The organism is Aminobacter niigataensis (assembly GCF_946995915.1).
Lineage (GTDB): Bacteria > Pseudomonadota > Alphaproteobacteria > Rhizobiales > Rhizobiaceae > Aminobacter > Aminobacter niigataensis.
This window is the reverse complement of record NZ_OX341517.1, coordinates 4,243,608-4,259,436: the sequence shown is the minus strand read 5'-3', so window position 1 is coordinate 4,259,436 and position 15,829 is coordinate 4,243,608. Positions and strand designations below refer to the sequence as shown.

The window sequence follows — 15,829 nt, the reverse complement described above, 5'->3', positions numbered from 1 at the left end:
GCAAAACGGCGCGTCGATGACGCGCCGTTTTTCGTAGGTGACTGAGCCCAGGGTCAGGCAGTGCCGAGGCCGCTGGTGACCAGGATCGGCGTCTTGCCGGGCACGCGATCGTAGAGATCGATGATGTCCTGGTTCATCAGGCGCACGCAGCCCGACGACACCGACTTGCCGATCGTCCACCATTCCGGCGAACCGTGGACGCGATAGAGCGTGTCCTCGTTGTTCTGGAAGATATAGAGCGCGCGCGCGCCGAGCGGGTTGTTGAGGCCCGGGGCCATGCCGCCATTCCTGACGCTGTACTTTTCGAGGTCGGGCTGGCGGCCGATCATTTCGTCCGGCGGCGTCCACTTGGGCCACTTGCGCTTCCACTGGATGACAGCGCGGCCCTGCCAGGCAAAGCCGGCACGACCGAGGCCGACGCCATAGCGCATCGCTTCGCCGTTTTCGCGAACGAGGTAGAGGAAGTGCGTCGAGGTGTCGACGACCACGGTGCCGGGGCGCTCGCCAGTGGGGTCGCGGACGATCTGGCGCAGGAACTGCGGCTTCACTTTCTTGAGCGGGATGCCGGGGATTTCATAGCCCTCGTCGGCGACCGGGGCATACATGCTGGCATAGTCGCCACCGAAAGCGGGATCGACGCTCATGGGCGGTGCAACCGGAGGCGCATCGACGATCTGACCGCCTCCGCCAACCGTGGAGCAGGCAGAAAGCGCTGCCGACGCGGCGCCCGCTGCCGCCAGGTTCAAAAAGCCGCGACGGCTGAGCGGACGTGATTCTGTAAATGTGGACATGACTGCGATCTAGAGTTCCAGTTCGAAAGAAATGGTGAATTTAGAGGAAACCAACTGCGTCGCCCCTTAACGCTCGCGGAGATAGGCGGGTCAAATTCCGACCTTAGGGTGGACAAAGCATGGCGAAGGTGTGACAGGCCAATCACTGTTGCGTTATGGCAACAATATTGACCTATGGTAAGCTAACCAATTGTAACTAAACCTTCCAGAGAAGGTAGGATCAGCGATGGAGGCAGGTCGCGATACTCGTCCGGCTGGTTGCTGCGGTTGATCCAGACGGTGCGGCAGCCGAACTTTGCCGCCCCTGCAATGTCCCAGCGATTGGACGACTGGAACGACATTGCTTCCGGGTAAAGACGCCAACTGCTGGCGACGAGATCATAGACCGACTGGTCCGTCTTGAATCGGCGGACGCTGTCGACCGAGAACACCTCGTCGAGGATCAGGTCCAGCCCGGCCGAGCGCACGGCCGCTTCCAGCATGTCTGGCGAACCGTTGGAGAGAATGGCCAGCCGTGCGCCGTTGTCCTTCAGGTTGCGCAGCACTGCCGGAACCTCGGGATAGCAATCGAGGCGCCAATAAGCGTCGAGCAGCTTGCTGCGCATCGCGGGATCGACCGACGGCACCTTGCGGAATGCAAAGTCGAGCGCCTGCTCGGTGAGCTGCCAGAAATCGGCATAGGCGCCCATGAGCGTCCGCACCCAGGAATACTCGAGCTGCTTGGCCCGCCAAATCTCGGAAAGCAGCTGGCCCTCGGGTCCGATGTCGGCCGAATGGCGGCGAACCGCCGCATGGACGTCGAACAGCGTGCCATAGGCATCGAATATGTAGGCTGCGTGGCGCATGCCTTTGGTTGTCCAACGGCTTGGTTCCGAGCGCAAGCGCAACTATCGGCTGGCTCCAACATTTCGGCTTGCTGCCGATTGACGGGGCGCGCCAAAGCCTCTTCCATACCGGCGATCAACAAGATGGATGGGAAAACACCATGACGCTCGCGGCGGCTGCACAATCCACGACCTGGAGCTTTGTCGATGGCGACTGGCACGAGGGCAACGTTGCGATCATTGGCCCGCGAAGCCATGCCATGTGGCTCGGCTCCACCGTCTTCGATGGCGGCCGTTGGTTCGAAGGCGTGGCTCCCGACCTTGAAGCACATTCGCGCCGGGTCAATTCGTCGGCCATCGCATTGGGCCTGAAGCCGACCATGAGCCCGGAACAGATCGTCGGGCTGACCTGGGACGGGCTCAAGAAATTCGACGGCAAGACTGCTGTCTACATCCGGCCGATGTATTGGGCCGAGCACGGTGGCTACATGGGCGTGCCGGCCGACCCTGCGTCGACGCGGTTCTGCCTGTGCCTGTACGAATCGCCGATGCTTCCGCCGACCGGCTTTTCGATTTGCTTGTCGCCGTTTCGGCGGCCAACTCTCGAAACCATGCCGACCAATGCCAAGGCAGGCTGCCTCTATCCAAACAACGGCAGGGCAATCCTCGACGCCAAGATGCGCGGTTTCGACAATGCCCTGGTGCTCGACATGCTAGGCAACGTCGCCGAAACCGCCTCGTCCAACATCTTCCTGGTCAAGAACGGGCAAGTGTTCACCCCGGCGCCCAATGGAACTTTCCTTTCCGGGATCACCCGCAGCCGCACGATTTCGCTTCTTGCCGGCAGCGGTGTCTCTGTGGTCGAAAAGACGCTTTCGGTGCGCGAGTTCCTCGAAGCCGATGAAATCTTCTCCACCGGCAATCACTCCAAGGTTGTTCCGGTCACGCGCATCGAGGAGCGAATTCTGCAGCCCGGACCGGTAGCAAAAAAATCGCGCGAGCTATATTGGGAGTGGGCGCACTCGACCGGCAAGGCCTGAGTGTAGCGAAGAAAAACAGCGCCTCTCATCTGTTGTCACACGATGATGACGACCTATCTGTAGACGGCATAGTCATGCCGCGAAATTGCCAGCAAGGGAGTATGATCCATGGCTTTTGAATTGCCCGAATTGCCCTACGACTACGAGGCGCTACAGCCCTTCATGTCGAAGGAGACGCTTGAGTATCATCACGACAAGCACCACAAGGCCTATGTCGACAACGGCAACAAGCTGGCTGCCGAAGCAGGCATGGACAAGCTGTCGCTGGAAGAGGTCGTGAAGCAGTCGTTCGGCAAGAATGCCGGCCTGTTCAACAACGCCGCCCAGCATTACAACCACGTCCACTTCTGGAAGTGGATGAAGAAGGGCGGCGGCGGCAGCAAGCTGCCCGGCGCGCTGCAGAAGGCGGTAGATGCCGACCTCGGCGGCTACGACAAGTTCAAGGCTGATTTCATTGCCGCCGGCACGACGCAGTTCGGTTCGGGCTGGGCGTGGCTTTCGGTCAAGGATGGCAAGCTCGCCATCTCCAAGACCCCGAACGGCGAGAACCCGCTGGTTCACGGCGCGACCCCGATCCTCGGCGTCGATGTCTGGGAGCACTCCTACTACATCGACTACCGCAACGCCCGCCCGAAATATCTCGAGGCGTTCGTCGACAGCCTGATCAACTGGGACTACGTGCTCGAGCGTTACGAAAACGCCTGAGCCTGGTTCACCCACGAAAAGCCCCGGCAAGTCCGGGGCTTTTTTTGTCGAGAGAACGCAAATTTATTCCACCGACTCACGTAAGCGTGAGGAGAATCTTGGGACGAATTGGGCCAGTTTCGCCGTTCACCCTAGGCAGCTTTTGCAACCGAAAGAGGACCTGATGAGAAAATTTGTGCTCGCCGTCGCAGCGCTGACGCTCGCATCCACTGCAGCATTCGCCGATGTGATTACCGACCGTCAGGCGGTGATGAAGGAGAACGCAAGGCAAGTCGGCACGCTCGTCAAAATGGTGAAGGGCGAATCCGCTTTCGACGCCGCCGCCGTTCTGGCGGCCTTGACGGCGCTCAACGACAATGTCCAGAAAATCGATGTCGCGGCGTCGTTCCCGGTAGGAAGCGACAAGGGCGACACCACTGCATCCCCCAAGATCTGGGAGGATCCGGCTGGATTCCAGGCCGAGGTCGACAAATTCAAGGCAGTGACGGCCTCGGCAGTTGGCGCCCCGGCCCAGGACCTGGACGCCTTGAAGGCACAGGTCGGCACCATCGGCCAGACCTGCGGCACCTGCCATGAGGCGTTTCGCGTCAAGAAGGGCTGATCCCTTCGCATGGGTGCTTTCAAGAAGTTTGCAGTGGCGGCTCTGGCGCTTGGCGGTGCCGGAGCCGCGACTTTGTGGTGGCTGGCGCTTCCTGAAAGACTGGGGCCCGATGCCGTGGCTGCCCTGGGAGCCGGCGACGCGGCCCGCGGTCAACGCATCTTCGATGCGGGCGGCTGTGCCTCCTGCCACGCCAAACCGAAATCGGAGGGCGATGCACGTCTTCAACTCGCCGGCGGTCTCGAGCTGAAGACGGCGTACGGTACCTTCGTTGCGCCGAACATTTCCACCGACCCGAACGACGGCATCGGCGGATGGTCGCTCGAGGACTTCGCCAATGCCATGCTCAAGGGTGTGTCGCGCGACGGACAGCACCTCTATCCGGCGTTCCCCTATGCCTCCTATGCCCGCATGAAGCCGGCTGAGGTCGCAGATATCTACGCCTTCATGAAGACGCTGCCGCCTGTTGCGGGCAGGGCGCCGAGCCATACGCTCGCCTTTCCGTTCAATGTCCGATCCGGCATCGGGCTCTGGAAGCTGTTCTACCTGAGCGACCAGCCCGTGATCGCCTTCGCCGACGGCACGCCTGAGAAGGTCCTGCGCGGCCGTGACCTCGTGGAAGGCGCAGGGCATTGTGGCGAATGCCACACGCCGCGCGGCTTTGACGGCGGGACCAGGAAGGGCCAATGGCTGGCGGGTGCTGCGGCGGCCGAAGGACAGGGCATCGTGCCCAACATAACGCCGCAAGGGACTGGGATCAGCGGCTGGTCGGAGAGCGACATCGCCAGCTATCTCGAAACGGGTTTCACCCCTGAGTTCGATTCGGTCGGTGGCACCATGGTCGAGGTGCAGAAGAACATGGCGAGGCTAAGCGCCGAAGACCGCGAGGCAATCGCTGCCTATCTCAAGGCGATCCCGCCGCATCCCAACGGTTATCCCGCGCCACAGCCGAAGCCTGCCGGGTTGACGCAACCGGCAGCCCCAAGCCGCCGGTCTGCCGTTTCCAATATCAGGCGAGCCCAACGACCTTCAGTGCGAAAGCGTAGTTGAAGGCGATTTCCTCCAGCCGCGAGAAGCGGCCCGAGGCACCGGCATGGCCCGAATCCATGTTGATCTTGAACAGCACAGGACTGCTGCCCGACTTGCGTTCGCGCAGGCGCGCGGCCCATTTGGCTGGCTCCCAATAGGTGACGCGCGGATCGGTCAGGCCGGCCACCGCCAGGATCGGCGGATAGTCGAGTGCGGCGACATTGTCGTAGGGCGAATAGGCGGCGATGGTCTTGTAGTCGTCCTCCGAGGCGATCGGGTTGCCCCATTCCGGCCATTCGGGCGGCGTCAGCGGCAGAGTGTCGTCGAGCATAGTGGTCAGCACGTCGACGAACGGCACTTCGGCGATGATGCCGGCAAAGGCATCTGGCGCCATGTTGGCTATGGCGCCCATCAGCATGCCGCCGGCCGAACCGCCCTGGGCGACGATGCGGTCATGTGCCGTGTAGCGCTCGGCGACGAGATGGTGGGCACAGGCGATGAAGTCGGTGAAGGTGTTGGTTTTCGCCGCGCGCTTGCCGTCGTCGTACCAGGCGTAGCCCTTGTCCTTGCCGCCACGGATATGGGCGATGGCATAGACGAAGCCGCGATCGACCAGCGACAGGCAGTTCGTGTTGAACGAGGCCGGAATGGTCATGCCGTAGGAGCCGTAGCCATAGAGCAGGCACGGTGCCGTGCCGTCCAGCGGCGTGTCGCGATGGTGGATCAGCGAGATCGGCACCAGTTCGCCATCGGGGGCCGGCGCCATCAGCCGCCGCGTGACGTAGTCATCGGCATTGTGGCCCGAGGGGACTTCCTGGGTCTTGAGCAGGACGCGTCCGCGCGTCCGCATGTTGTAGTCGAACAACTGCGTCGGGGTGGTCATTGACGAATAGGAAAATCGCATGGTGTCGGTATCGTATTCATAGGAGCCCGACAGGCCGAGCGAGAACGCTTCTTCCGGGAAAGAAATGACGTGCTCCGCACCGGTGGCGCGTTCGTGCACCACGATCCGCGGAAGGCCTTCCTTGCGTTCCAGGCGAACCATGAAGTCCCTGAAGCCGATGACCGACAGGATCAGCCGGCCGGGTTCGTGGGCGACAAGTTCCTTCCAGTTGGTGCGCGCCGGATCCGCCGCTGGCGCGGTCATGATCTTGAAGTCCTTGGCGCCGTCGGCATTGGTCAGCACGAAGAAGATGTCGCCGCCTTCCTCGAGGTCATATTGCAGGCCGGTTTCGCGCGCTGCAACGAGTGCCGGCGAGGCGAGGGGATTGCTGGCGGGAAGCAGCCGGTATTCCGACGTTTCATGATCGCTGATCGAGATCATGACCCAGTCATTGCTGCGGGTGCCGCCGACACTCATGAAGAAGCCGGGATCGGTCTCCTCGTAGACCAGGCGGTCTGTCGAGGCGTCGCTGCCGAGCGCGTGGTAGAAGACCTTCGATGGCCGGTGGTTGGGGTCGAGGCGGGTGTAGAAGAAACCGGCATTGGCCGCATCCCACTCGCCCGAGCCGCCCGTATCGGCGACGATGTCGGCGAGTTCGGCGCCGGTTGCCAGGTCGCGGACACGCAAGGTGTAGAATTCCGATCCCTTGTCGTCGAACCCCCAGATCAGGCGGCTATGATCGGAGGAGTGGTCGATCCCGCCGAGGCGGAAATAGGCGTGACCTTCGGCTTCCTTGTCGCCGTCGAGGATGATCTCCTCCGTGCCGCCTGCGCTCGGGAGGCGGAAATAGCGCGGCTGCTCGCCACCCTTCTTGTAGGATGAGCCATAGGCGAACGGGCCGTCCTTCATCGGAACCGAGGAATCGTCTTCCTTGATGCGTCCCTTCATCTCTTCGAACAGCTCCTTGCGCAGGTCCGCCGTGCCGGCCATCAATTCGGCCTGGTAGCTGTTTTCTGCTTCGAGATGTGTGCGGATTGCCCGATCGAGCAGGCTCGGATCGCGGAAGACCTCCTGCCAGTTGTCGGCGCGCAGCCAGGCATATTCGTCGATGCGGGTGATGCCGTGCCGGGTGTCGGAAACGGGGCGGCGCTCGGTCGACGGCGGGGCGATGTCGGCGAAAATGGCAGGTCGGGTCATCATGTCTCGCATGCGGTGAATCTTGAATGGCGAATGAACACGCCGATCAGGGCGGGTTCAAGGGCTGAGTTGCATTGTTCGTCAACGTTCCAATTGACCGGTTCGCCGGAGGAGAGAGATGAACACGTTCTTGAAGACCGCCGCAGCCCTGACCGTCGCCTCGACAGCGGCAATATTCGCCGGCAACGCCCACGCGGCTGCTTTTGCCGCCTGGCAGGTGACCGACGTTCCGTTTGGCGACACGTTGAACATCCGGAAGTATCCGTCCAATGGTTCGCAGAAGCAGGCAGCCTATCCCAACGGCACGGTCCTACAGATGACCGGAAAATGCACCGGCGGGGTCGATCTCTTCGCCATCTCGCACCTGCCGGAATGGCAGCAGGCACAGCGTGTGCGTTATCGCTGGTGCCAGGTCTGGCACGATCCCGCCCAGAACGGGCAATTCACCACTGGTTGGGTCTATGGCAAGTACATCGCGCCGTATTGAACAGGCAAAACTGTTGCTTGCGTTGCCTTGAGCACTCGGGCGGGCACCGGTATTGACAAGATAGGTTCAGGTTTGGCCCTGCATGGCTGGTAACGACTGGGGCAGCGGCGCCTTCCTCGTTGGCTTTCTTGCGACTGTTGCGTTCCCGCATTTTTTGACCAGCGGCGGTGTCCATCTCAAGCAAGAGGCCGAAGAAAAACCGGTCATGATCAGCAGCGTTGGCGATTATCTTGCCGGCGGCCCTGTCATGGTTGGTGCGTTGCTTGCGATGGCCATCTCTCCATGGGCTGTTGCGCCTCCCCGATTTCCACACGGTCTCGAAGGCCGGAACGGTTGGTTCCTGTCCTGAGTTGCTTCGTCGCGCGGTGCATATCGGCGAACTCTCCACGGCATTGCCGGCGCGGGCTGGAGTGGTGTTCTTCATGCTGATGGCGCCGATTTCGGCCGATTTGCTTGCCAAGGCGGCTTATTCAGCCGGATATCGCTTGTGGCAGGGGTCTCTCAGCGACGATTTGGCTGAAACTGTGGCGAGGGATAAGAAGAACCGCATTGTTGCCACCTAATGCCGACAATGACCCCGGAGAGAACATTCAGCGTTGTGTAACTTGATCTCGTGCGATGACATTGCCCTGTCAAAAAGGCTCATTTGTTAGAGAAGTGATGAATGCATTGTTCTTGGAGTTGCAAAGAATAGTGAATTGACTTGTTATGGCTACAGGCTCATTAAAGTGATGGAACGCGACTCGTAATGGCAAATTGCGATACAAGATCGCGCCGCACCCCGGTCGCAATATCGGGCAAAAAAACAACCAGTCACATTGGGGCCTGAAGCATATGGATACTTCCGAAACGCCTGCAGCAAATAGCGAAACGCTGATCGAACTGACCGCCGACGTGGTGGCCGCTTATGTCAGCAACAATCCGGTCCCGGTAGGAGAACTTCCGGGGCTGATCGCCGACGTTCACGCAGCCCTTGGCCGCGTCGGTAACGTCGCCGACACACCACCCGCCGACAAGCAGAAGCCGGCCGTCAACCCTAAGCGTTCGGTGCATGACGACTACATCATCTGCCTGGAAGACGGCAAGAAGTTCAAATCGCTCAAGCGTCACCTGATGACGCACTACAACATGACGCCCGATCAGTACCGCGAGAAGTGGGGCCTTGACGCCAGCTATCCAATGGTGGCGCCCAACTACGCGGCAGCTCGCTCGCAACTGGCCAAGAAGATGGGCCTGGGCCGCAAGCGCAAGGTGGGTAAATAATACTCCCTTCGACAGACGTCTAGCGAGCGGCGCCTTCGGGCGCCGTATTGCTTTTGTGCCGGCGCCGGCGCGGCCTGAGCGACAGTCGCCCAGGCTGGTCGGGGAAGACGCCTTTCAGCCGATCGCGCACATGCTTGAGCGCGATGTGCCGGTTGAGATCGTAGCTCCAGTGGCGGTTGACACCCCGGAGCCGTTCTCGCTCGATCGCCCGTTCGAGCCGTTTGAGCAAGGCGACGGTCGATGTCGGCTCCCCAGAAAGCGCATTCGAAAGTTCGATCCCGCAGCAGAGTTGCAGGGCTGCCCGCTGCCGGGCGTCAGTCAATTCGGACAGCTTGTTCTGCTTGAAGGCTGCAATTTCATTCGAAAAATCCCGCATCGCGATCCTGCCTGATGTGACTGTGATCGTGCGATGATGCTGCCATCTTGCAGGGTGGGGAGAAACTGCGCCAAGAATTCACTGGAGCGGAATAAATAGAACAATGATTACAGCGTGTTGAAGTTTCTTCCGCTGCTTCATCGTTCTTTTTTTTGTTCACACCCTGTGACGTACCCAGTATAAGAATTTATTCCTATCCACAGAGGGGGAAGAGTTCGGTGGGATCCACGTCGGCAACATTGGTCAAACGGCAGAAGGAGGCGCGCGAGGCCGCCGCCAGGGACGAGCGTTCCGCTCTCGAACTTGTCGCCGACCGGCGTCGTGACCAGGTGGTGGAGCGTTGCGATGCGATGATCGACCTCATGGCGGCGTTGTTCGGCGTGCCAAGCAGGGAGATTCGTCGAATTGGCCGGACTGGCAACGACATCAGCCGCCTCCGCCAGATTGCCATGTATGTTGCCCATGTCGTGTTTCGTCTCAGCATGCGCGAGGTCGGCCGTGGCTTTGGGCGCGACCGGACCACAGTGCTTTATGCCTGCCATACCGTGGAGGACCTGCGCGACGATGCGGAGTTTGACCGGATCGTGGCGCTGGCGGAGCGGGTGGCGATCGCTGCGTTTCGCGACAGGCTGGAGGGTTGACATGAGCACCCCTGACGAAAAGGCACACAAGCGCGTGCTCACGCTGCTGGCCAAGGGGGCCGCAGAATGCGAGCCGGCCGCAACGGCCGGCAAGATGCTGCTTGAGAACGACAGGAACGACAGGATAGCTGTCGGCGCCGAGGTGCTTGCGGCATTGTCCCGGCAAGGGCTTGTCGTTTGCGTTGGCCGGGTGATGCGGCTTACGCCGGAAGGGCAAGCGGCCGCACGGCGAGAGGAGAGCCCAGTCGATCCTTTCCAGAGCCAGCACCGCGAACTGGACACGGCGACGGTCGATACCGCGGCCGGGCAACATGCGGCGCTGATCAACATTTCGGAGTCGCCACTCGGCCAACTCGCCCGACGCAAGACCAAGGCCGGCAAGCCGTTCCTGAACGGCAGCGAGTTCGTCGCCGGCGAACGGCTGCGTGCCGACTACACGCGCGGCCAGATCATGCCGCGCATGGGCGCCAACTGGGTGGCGAGCGTCTCTTCCGGCAAGCGCAGTGCCGGCGGCGGCCTGGCGGAACTGACGGATGCGGCGCTCGCCGCGCGGCAGCGGGTCGACAGGGCGATCGATGCGGTCGGGCCGGAGCTATCCGGCGTCCTGATTGACGTCTGCTGCTTCCTGAAGGGGCTGGAACTTGTCGAAGCCGAGCGCGGCTGGCCGACGCGGTCGGCCAAGGTCATGCTCAAGTCGGCACTTGGCGTGCTGGCCAGACATTACAATCCTCGTGCCGGTTCCGTTGGCGGGCGCAAGGTCCTGCATTGGGGGACCGAGGATTATCGCCCCCAAATGGGCTGAACGGAACTCAGGCGACCTGGTGGAGGGCAGCCTCGGCGTCTCGCTTGATGCGCTTGACCATAGAGCGCAAGCCATTGGCGCGTTGCGGCGAAAGGTGCTCGTTGAGGCCGAGCGCCTTCAGTGTGGCTTCCGCGTCGGTCGCCATGATCTCGCTGGCGCGATGACCTGAAAACAGTGCAAGCATGATGGCGACGAGCCCGCGCACGATATGCGCGTCCGAGTAGCCTTCGAAGCGGATGGCGGGGTCGGCACCGTCGCCCTTGTGGGTCACAAGCCAGACCTGGCTGACGCAGCCCTGCACCTTGTTGGTGTCGGTCTGTGCACTCTCGGGGAAAGGCGGAAGTGCTTCGCCCAACTCGATGACATAGCGATAGCGATCCTCCCACTCGTCAAGGAAGGAGAAGTCGTCGCGGATGGTGTCGATCGAGGTGGTCATGGTGCCTTCGATATAGTGCCGGCACTGCTGCCCGTCACGAAAAAAGAAATGCACCGCAGATGCCGGCGATGTCGCCAACCGCCTCGCGCGCGGCGAAAATTGCCTGTAGCGGGCTCACGCTGTTCTCACCATCGGGGCCCGTGCCGAGCGGCAGCAGGAGAAGGACGAGCGAGAACCAGAAAGCGGTTCTGAAGAGAAAGCCCATGGAAGCCTCGTGTGGTCTGTCGGCGCCGGATCTATGCGGCCCCGCATCTTGCTGAGCCGACAATGGCATGAACGAGCAAAGGAGCGCTTGCTGCAAAAGGTGGCATTTCGCGAAGGCTTTTCACCAAAGTTTAACGGACTGGCCCGGCTTGCGTGACTGTGCGCCTGAGTAATCTCTCACGAGACTCGTAAGCAATTGATTTAAATTGCGAAACTTCGAGATTGCGCGTTTTGCGCAGATTCGGGTTCGCGAAGTCGGCAAATAACCCTCCATTTACCATGGCGAGAACTGTTCTCGAATGTCGACGCCGTGATCCCGATATTCGCCATGCGCCAGGGTTTCGGTCGCCTGGCTTTATTCCTTCATTAAAGGCTCGGTGCGAGTTTGGAGACCAACCAGAGAAGAGCCGCAAAGCGAGCCACGGAAGAGTGCGTAGCGTTGAGTTTTGTCATGACCAGATACGGTGAGTTTTCCGGCGCGGTCGCCGGCGGCTGTGACCGGCTGGTCCATCCGTCCATCGATGGACGGATGGACCAGCCGGTCACAGCCGCCGGCGACCGCGCCGGAAAACTCACCGTATCTGGTCATGACAAAACTCAACGCTACGCACTCTTCCGTGGCTCGCTTTGCGGCTCTTCTCTGGTTGGTCTCCAAACTCGCACCGAGCCTTTAATGAAGGAATAAAGCCAGGCGACCGAAACCCTGGCGCATGGCGAATATCGGGATCACGGCGTCGACATTCGAGAACAGTTCTCGCCATGGTAAATGGAGGGTTATTTGCCGACTTCGCGAACCCGAATCTGCGCAAAACGCGCAATCTCGAAGTTTCGCAATTTAAATCAATTGCTTACGAGTCTCGTGAGAGATTACTCAGGCGCACAGTCACGCAAGCCGGGCCAGTCCGTTAAACTTTGGTGAAAAGCCTTCGCGAAATGCCACCTTTTGCAGCAAGCGCTCCTTTGCTCGTTCATGCCATTGTCGGCTCAGCAAGATGCGGGGCCGCATAGATCCGGCGCCGACAGACCACACGAGGCTTCCATGGGCTTTCTCTTCAGAACCGCTTTCTGGTTCTCGCTCGTCCTTCTCCTGCTGCCGCTCGGCACGGGCCCCGATGGTGAGAACAGCGTGAGCCCGCTACAGGCAATTTTCGCCGCGCGCGAGGCGGTTGGCGACTTTCGTCGCTCGCGCTGTTCAATTCGCCGGCCATGGCCGGTTCGTCATCCGTCGCAGGGACGCTGCCGGTCCGGGTTGCAGTGTCGGGCTGTCCGAACTGCTGGTCGAGCGCCTCATAGGCGATGCGGGCGCTCTCGCGTGCCCTGACGCCGATGGTCTGCATCGCAGCCTTGCCTGTTTCGCAAACCTCGGGCTTGCGTTCGCAGATGCCGGCGATGTCGCCAACCGCCTCGCGCGCGGCGAAAATTGCCTGTAGCGGGCTCACGCTGTTCTCACCATCGGGGCCCGTGCCGAGCGGCAGCAGGAGAAGGACGAGCGAGAACCAGAAAGCGGTTCTGAAGAGAAAGCCCATGGAAGCCTCGTGTGGTCTGTCGGCGCCGGATCTATGCGGCCCCGCATCTTGCTGAGCCGACAATGGCATGAACGAGCAAAGGAGCGCTTGCTGCAAAAGGTGGCATTTCGCGAAGGCTTTTCACCAAAGTTTAACGGACTGGCCCGGCTTGCGTGACTGTGCGCCTGAGTAATCTCTCACGAGACTCGTAAGCAATTGATTTAAATTGCGAAACTTCGAGATTGCGCGTTTTGCGCAGATTCGGGTTCGCGAAGTCGGCAAATAACCCTCCATTTACCATGGCGAGAACTGTTCTCGAATGTCGACGCCGTGATCCCGATATTCGCCATGCGCCAGGGTTTCGGTCGCCTGGCTTTATTCCTTCATTAAAGGCTCGGTGCGAGTTTGGAGACCAACCAGAGAAGAGCCGCAAAGCGAGCCACGGAAGAGTGCGTAGCGTTGAGTTTTGTCATGACCAGATACGGTGAGTTTTCCGGCGCGGTCGCCGGCGGCTGTGACCGGCTGGTCCATCCGTCCATCGATGGCTCCGAACGTTTGCGCCAGCGGCGTCTCGTTGGCCTGTTGTTGGCGGCACCTTTCCTTGTTGCCGGTGCCGGCGTGGTTCTGGTGTCGGCCAATCTGGGCGCGGCCCCGACCTTTGCCGTCATCTTCGCCGCCTTCAGCCTGAGCTGGCTGGCGGCCTTGTTGGTTGCCGCGACCGGCACGGCCGCGTCGATCGGCGTCGCGTCGCTTGGCGTCGGTGCCGTAACCGCTGGCGCCATCATTGCTGCCGCGGGCGGCCTGACATCGCCGGCGGCGCTGCTTGCAGCCGCGCTTCCGCTCGAAGCGCTGTGGGTTTGGCGGACGCGGAAAGCGGCTTTGTTCGGCGGGCTTGCGGCCGTTGCTGCGCTGCTGCTGCAAGGTTTGCTTGGCGCCGTGCCATTTGCCGAAAGTGCGACGGCATCCGCATGGCATTGGTTGCTGCCAGTCGCCTGGTTGGCGACTTTCGTCGCTCGCGCTGTACAATTCGCCGGCCATGGCGCCGAACAGGCTGCCGCGCCGGCTGCGCCGCTGGAGCAGGTACTCCGGGCTGTCGTCCTGCGCGTCGCGCAAAATGGCGACGTGGTTGATGTCTCCGAGCAGGCGCGGACGTTGTTGCGGCTGCAGCCGGAGTTGCTCCTCGGTACTGCCCTGTTCGACCGCATCCATGTGGCTGACCGTGTTGGCTATCTCTGTGCGCTGGCAGACATGCGCGATGGCGCCGAAACGCGTCAGGTGGAGCTGCTTCTGCGTTTGCCCAGGCAGTCCGAGAGCGATGCGGGCGACAATTTCCGGCCGTTCGCACTCGAGTTCATCAAGGCCGGTGTCGAGTTTATTGCGATTGTCCGCAACAACGACACTGTCGCCGAGTTGCGGAACGAACTGGCCAAAGCCACCGACGCCGTGAAGAGCGCGGAACTTGCCAAGAGCAATTTCCTCGCAGCCGTGAGCCACGAACTCAGGACGCCGCTCAACGCGATCATCGGTTTTTCCGACATGCTGCTGCACGAGATGTTCGGCAAGTTCCAGGAGCCGCGCCAGAAGGAATATGTCGGTATCGTCCGCGAGTCCGGCCAGCACCTGCTCGATGTGGTGAACTCGATTCTCGACGTCACCAAGATCGAGTCGGGTTGCTATGCGATCAACCCGGAGCCTTTCAGGTTCCGCGAGGCGGTCGACATGTGCGCTTCGATGATGGCGCTGCAGATCGAGGCCAAGGCGCTTGACCTGGCTGTCGAAGTGGCTGCCGGCACGGGCGAGGTCAAGGCTGACCGGCGTGCGGTGCAGCAGATGCTGATCAACCTCGTGTCGAATGCGGCAAAATTCACCCCCGATGGCGGTCGGGTCGAGATCGGCGCCAAGCGTCTCGGTTCGCGGCTGCATTTCTGGGTGTCGGACACCGGCATCGGCATCGCCCAGGAAGACCTATCGCGGCTGGGTACGCCGTTCACGCAGATCCAGAACGACTACACCCGTCGCTTCGAAGGCACCGGCCTTGGGTTGTCGCTGGTCAAGGGACTGGTTGCATTGCACGACGGCACGATGTCGATCGAGAGCGCGCCGGGCGAGGGGACCACGGTTACCATCAGCCTGCCGATAGAAGGGCCAGCCCTCCGCCCTGAGCCGACGAAGGGCGAAGTGATGCGGTTGCCGGCAGACAGGATCAGGGAGATGCGCAATGGCCCGCTCCGCAAGGCAAGCTAAGCGGGTCGTCGAGGACCGCAGCCCGCTGCAAGAAGGGGCCGTGGCGCTCGGCGGGATGATTGCACGCAATCCGGTGCTGGTCGGCGGTTCGACGGCGTTTCTGGTGGCGCTGTTCTACGTCTCGGCGAATGCGCTGTGGTACCAGCCATATGCGCACAAGGGTGCGTTCTTCTCGACCCGCGAGGTGGTCGAGTTTCCCGACATGAACGAGGATGCGCCGGAGACCACGATCAAGATCGAGCGACCGGAGGCACAGGTCGTGCGCCCCAAGGGCGATCCTCAGATCGAACAAATACAGAGCATCCTGAAGGACCTCGCATTTTATGATGGCACGGTCGACGGGCTGAACGGGCCGGCCACGCGCAGTGCCATCCAGGCGTATCAGAAGAAGGTAGGCCTGACGGCCACGGGCGACATCGACGGCGCGCTGCTCGAGCAACTGGGCGCTGCTGAAACCACGGCCGGAATTGCGCCGACACCGACACCGCGAGCGCAAGCGACACCGGTGTCGAGGCCGCGAACGGGCGGGGCCACCACGGCACCCGTGCGCACGGAGCCCGCAGTCGATGCCGATCCGAGTGCGCGCATCATGAAGATCCAGGCTGGGCTGAAGGCCTTCGGCAATGACGGAATCGACGTTGACGGCGTTCCAGGCGCCAGGACCACGGCGGCAATCCGCGAATTCCAGGCTTTGTTCGGCTTGCCTGAAACGGGCGAGCCCGACCCGGCAGTTTACGTCAAGATGCGTGAGATCGGCCTGACCAACTGAGCCGATAGGCCTGTGCGCTTTCCGAGCGAGCCGCT

The 15,829-nt window shown here is 61.5% G+C and carries 18 protein-coding genes and 3 pseudogenes; 13 read left to right on the top strand and 8 right to left on the bottom strand.

All coding sequences use genetic code 11. The features are described from left to right. Window positions 1-53: 53 nt before the first annotated feature. Complete coding sequence (locus O1Y97_RS20810; protein ID WP_108608846.1) at window positions 54-791, bottom strand: L,D-transpeptidase; 738 nt, start codon at window positions 789-791, stop codon at window positions 54-56. 182 nt (window positions 792-973) lie between these two features. Next, window positions 974-1,636 carry a haloacid dehalogenase type II gene (locus O1Y97_RS20805; protein WP_318762225.1) on the bottom strand — a complete coding sequence of 221 codons (663 nt, stop codon included), beginning with the start codon at window positions 1,634-1,636 and terminating at the stop codon, window positions 974-976. Between the two features lie 140 nt (window positions 1,637-1,776). On the opposite strand from O1Y97_RS20805, the gene O1Y97_RS20800 reads away from it, so the two are divergent. From O1Y97_RS20800 to O1Y97_RS20785, 4 genes are all read left to right on the top strand, one after another. Beyond that, window positions 1,777-2,655: a branched-chain amino acid aminotransferase gene (locus tag O1Y97_RS20800; RefSeq protein WP_108609992.1), complete on the top strand. Its 879-nt coding sequence runs from the start codon at window positions 1,777-1,779 to the stop codon at window positions 2,653-2,655. 108 nt (window positions 2,656-2,763) lie between these two features. Next, on the top strand, window positions 2,764-3,360 hold the full coding sequence (locus tag O1Y97_RS20795; protein WP_108608844.1) for a superoxide dismutase: 597 nt from the start codon (window positions 2,764-2,766) through the stop codon (window positions 3,358-3,360). Between the two features lie 163 nt (window positions 3,361-3,523). After that, a complete protein-coding gene (locus O1Y97_RS20790; protein WP_318762224.1) occupies window positions 3,524-3,961 on the top strand; it encodes a c-type cytochrome in 438 nt (145 codons plus the stop codon). Between the two features lie 9 nt (window positions 3,962-3,970). Continuing rightward, the gene (locus tag O1Y97_RS20785; protein ID WP_318762223.1) at window positions 3,971-5,008 is read left to right on the top strand and encodes a cytochrome c; all 1,038 of its coding nucleotides are present in this window, start codon (window positions 3,971-3,973) and stop codon (window positions 5,006-5,008) included. On the opposite strand, the gene O1Y97_RS20780 is transcribed toward O1Y97_RS20785, so the two are convergent. Then, window positions 4,968-7,067 (bottom strand): S9 family peptidase, encoded by a 2,100-nt coding sequence (locus tag O1Y97_RS20780; RefSeq protein WP_318764255.1) that lies wholly within the window; start codon window positions 7,065-7,067, stop codon window positions 4,968-4,970. The two genes, O1Y97_RS20785 and O1Y97_RS20780, sit on opposite strands and share 41 nt — an antisense overlap. 118 nt (window positions 7,068-7,185) lie before the next feature. On the opposite strand from O1Y97_RS20780, the gene O1Y97_RS20775 reads away from it, so the two are divergent. The 4 genes from O1Y97_RS20775 (at window position 7,186) to O1Y97_RS20760 (ending at window position 8,817) form a co-directional block, all read left to right on the top strand. Next, window positions 7,186-7,554 (top strand): SH3 domain-containing protein, encoded by a 369-nt coding sequence (locus tag O1Y97_RS20775; RefSeq protein ID WP_318762222.1) that lies wholly within the window; start codon window positions 7,186-7,188, stop codon window positions 7,552-7,554. 82 nt (window positions 7,555-7,636) lie between these two features. Continuing rightward, entirely contained in the window at window positions 7,637-7,903 is a 267-nt protein-coding gene (locus tag O1Y97_RS20770; RefSeq protein WP_318764284.1) for a hypothetical protein, read from the top strand. Next, complete coding sequence (locus tag O1Y97_RS20765) at window positions 7,809-8,117, top strand: cation:proton antiporter (protein WP_318764254.1); 309 nt, start codon at window positions 7,809-7,811, stop codon at window positions 8,115-8,117. The genes O1Y97_RS20770 and O1Y97_RS20765 overlap by 95 nt, the downstream gene beginning before the upstream one ends. A 271-nt stretch (window positions 8,118-8,388) precedes the next feature. Then, window positions 8,389-8,817, top strand: a complete 429-nt coding sequence (locus O1Y97_RS20760) for a MucR family transcriptional regulator (protein WP_108608840.1) — start codon at window positions 8,389-8,391, stop codon at window positions 8,815-8,817. Between the two features lie 19 nt (window positions 8,818-8,836). Here O1Y97_RS20760 and O1Y97_RS26290 read toward each other — a convergent pair whose 3' ends face one another. Further along, entirely contained in the window at window positions 8,837-9,193 is a 357-nt protein-coding gene (locus O1Y97_RS26290) for a cytoplasmic protein (RefSeq protein WP_404801212.1), read from the bottom strand. A 218-nt stretch (window positions 9,194-9,411) separates the two neighbouring features. Here O1Y97_RS26290 and O1Y97_RS20750 point away from each other — a divergent pair, with 218 nt between their 5' ends. Together O1Y97_RS20750 and O1Y97_RS20745 are read left to right on the top strand one after the other, a co-directional pair. Beyond that, entirely contained in the window at window positions 9,412-9,834 is a 423-nt protein-coding gene (locus O1Y97_RS20750) for a helix-turn-helix domain-containing protein (RefSeq protein WP_318762220.1), read from the top strand. Between the two features lies 1 nt (window position 9,835). Beyond that, on the top strand, window positions 9,836-10,636 hold the full coding sequence (locus O1Y97_RS20745; RefSeq protein ID WP_318762219.1) for a DUF6456 domain-containing protein: 801 nt from the start codon (window positions 9,836-9,838) through the stop codon (window positions 10,634-10,636). A gap of 7 nt (window positions 10,637-10,643) precedes the next feature. Here the strand turns inward: O1Y97_RS20745 and O1Y97_RS20740 are convergent, their stop codons facing one another. From O1Y97_RS20740 to O1Y97_RS20730, 3 genes and pseudogenes are all read right to left on the bottom strand, one after another. Next, complete coding sequence (locus O1Y97_RS20740; protein ID WP_108608838.1) at window positions 10,644-11,072, bottom strand: SufE family protein; 429 nt, start codon at window positions 11,070-11,072, stop codon at window positions 10,644-10,646. Between the two features lie 55 nt (window positions 11,073-11,127). Next, a pseudogene (locus O1Y97_RS20735) lies at window positions 11,128-11,277 on the bottom strand (DUF5330 domain-containing protein); the annotation flags it as partial. Between the two features lie 354 nt (window positions 11,278-11,631). Then, complete coding sequence (locus O1Y97_RS20730; RefSeq protein WP_318762218.1) at window positions 11,632-11,865, bottom strand: hypothetical protein; 234 nt, start codon at window positions 11,863-11,865, stop codon at window positions 11,632-11,634. 450 nt (window positions 11,866-12,315) lie between these two features. Here O1Y97_RS20730 and O1Y97_RS26310 point away from each other — a divergent pair. Continuing rightward, window positions 12,316-12,450, top strand: a pseudogene (locus O1Y97_RS26310) (DUF5330 domain-containing protein); the annotation flags it as partial. A 55-nt stretch (window positions 12,451-12,505) separates the two neighbouring features. On the opposite strand, the pseudogene O1Y97_RS20725 reads toward O1Y97_RS26310, so the two are convergent. Beyond that, a pseudogene (locus tag O1Y97_RS20725) lies at window positions 12,506-12,802 on the bottom strand (DUF5330 domain-containing protein); the annotation flags it as partial. Window positions 12,803-13,252: 450 nt separating this feature from the next. Between O1Y97_RS20725 and O1Y97_RS20720 the strand changes: the two are divergent. Both O1Y97_RS20720 and O1Y97_RS20715 read left to right on the top strand, forming a co-directional pair. Next, window positions 13,253-15,025: a sensor histidine kinase gene (locus O1Y97_RS20720; RefSeq protein ID WP_318762217.1), complete on the top strand. Its 1,773-nt coding sequence runs from the start codon at window positions 13,253-13,255 to the stop codon at window positions 15,023-15,025. Continuing rightward, window positions 15,000-15,794: a peptidoglycan-binding domain-containing protein gene (locus O1Y97_RS20715; protein WP_183263556.1), complete on the top strand. Its 795-nt coding sequence runs from the start codon at window positions 15,000-15,002 to the stop codon at window positions 15,792-15,794. Before O1Y97_RS20720 ends, O1Y97_RS20715 begins: the two co-directional genes overlap by 26 nt. The last annotated feature ends 35 nt before the right edge of the window (window positions 15,795-15,829 follow it).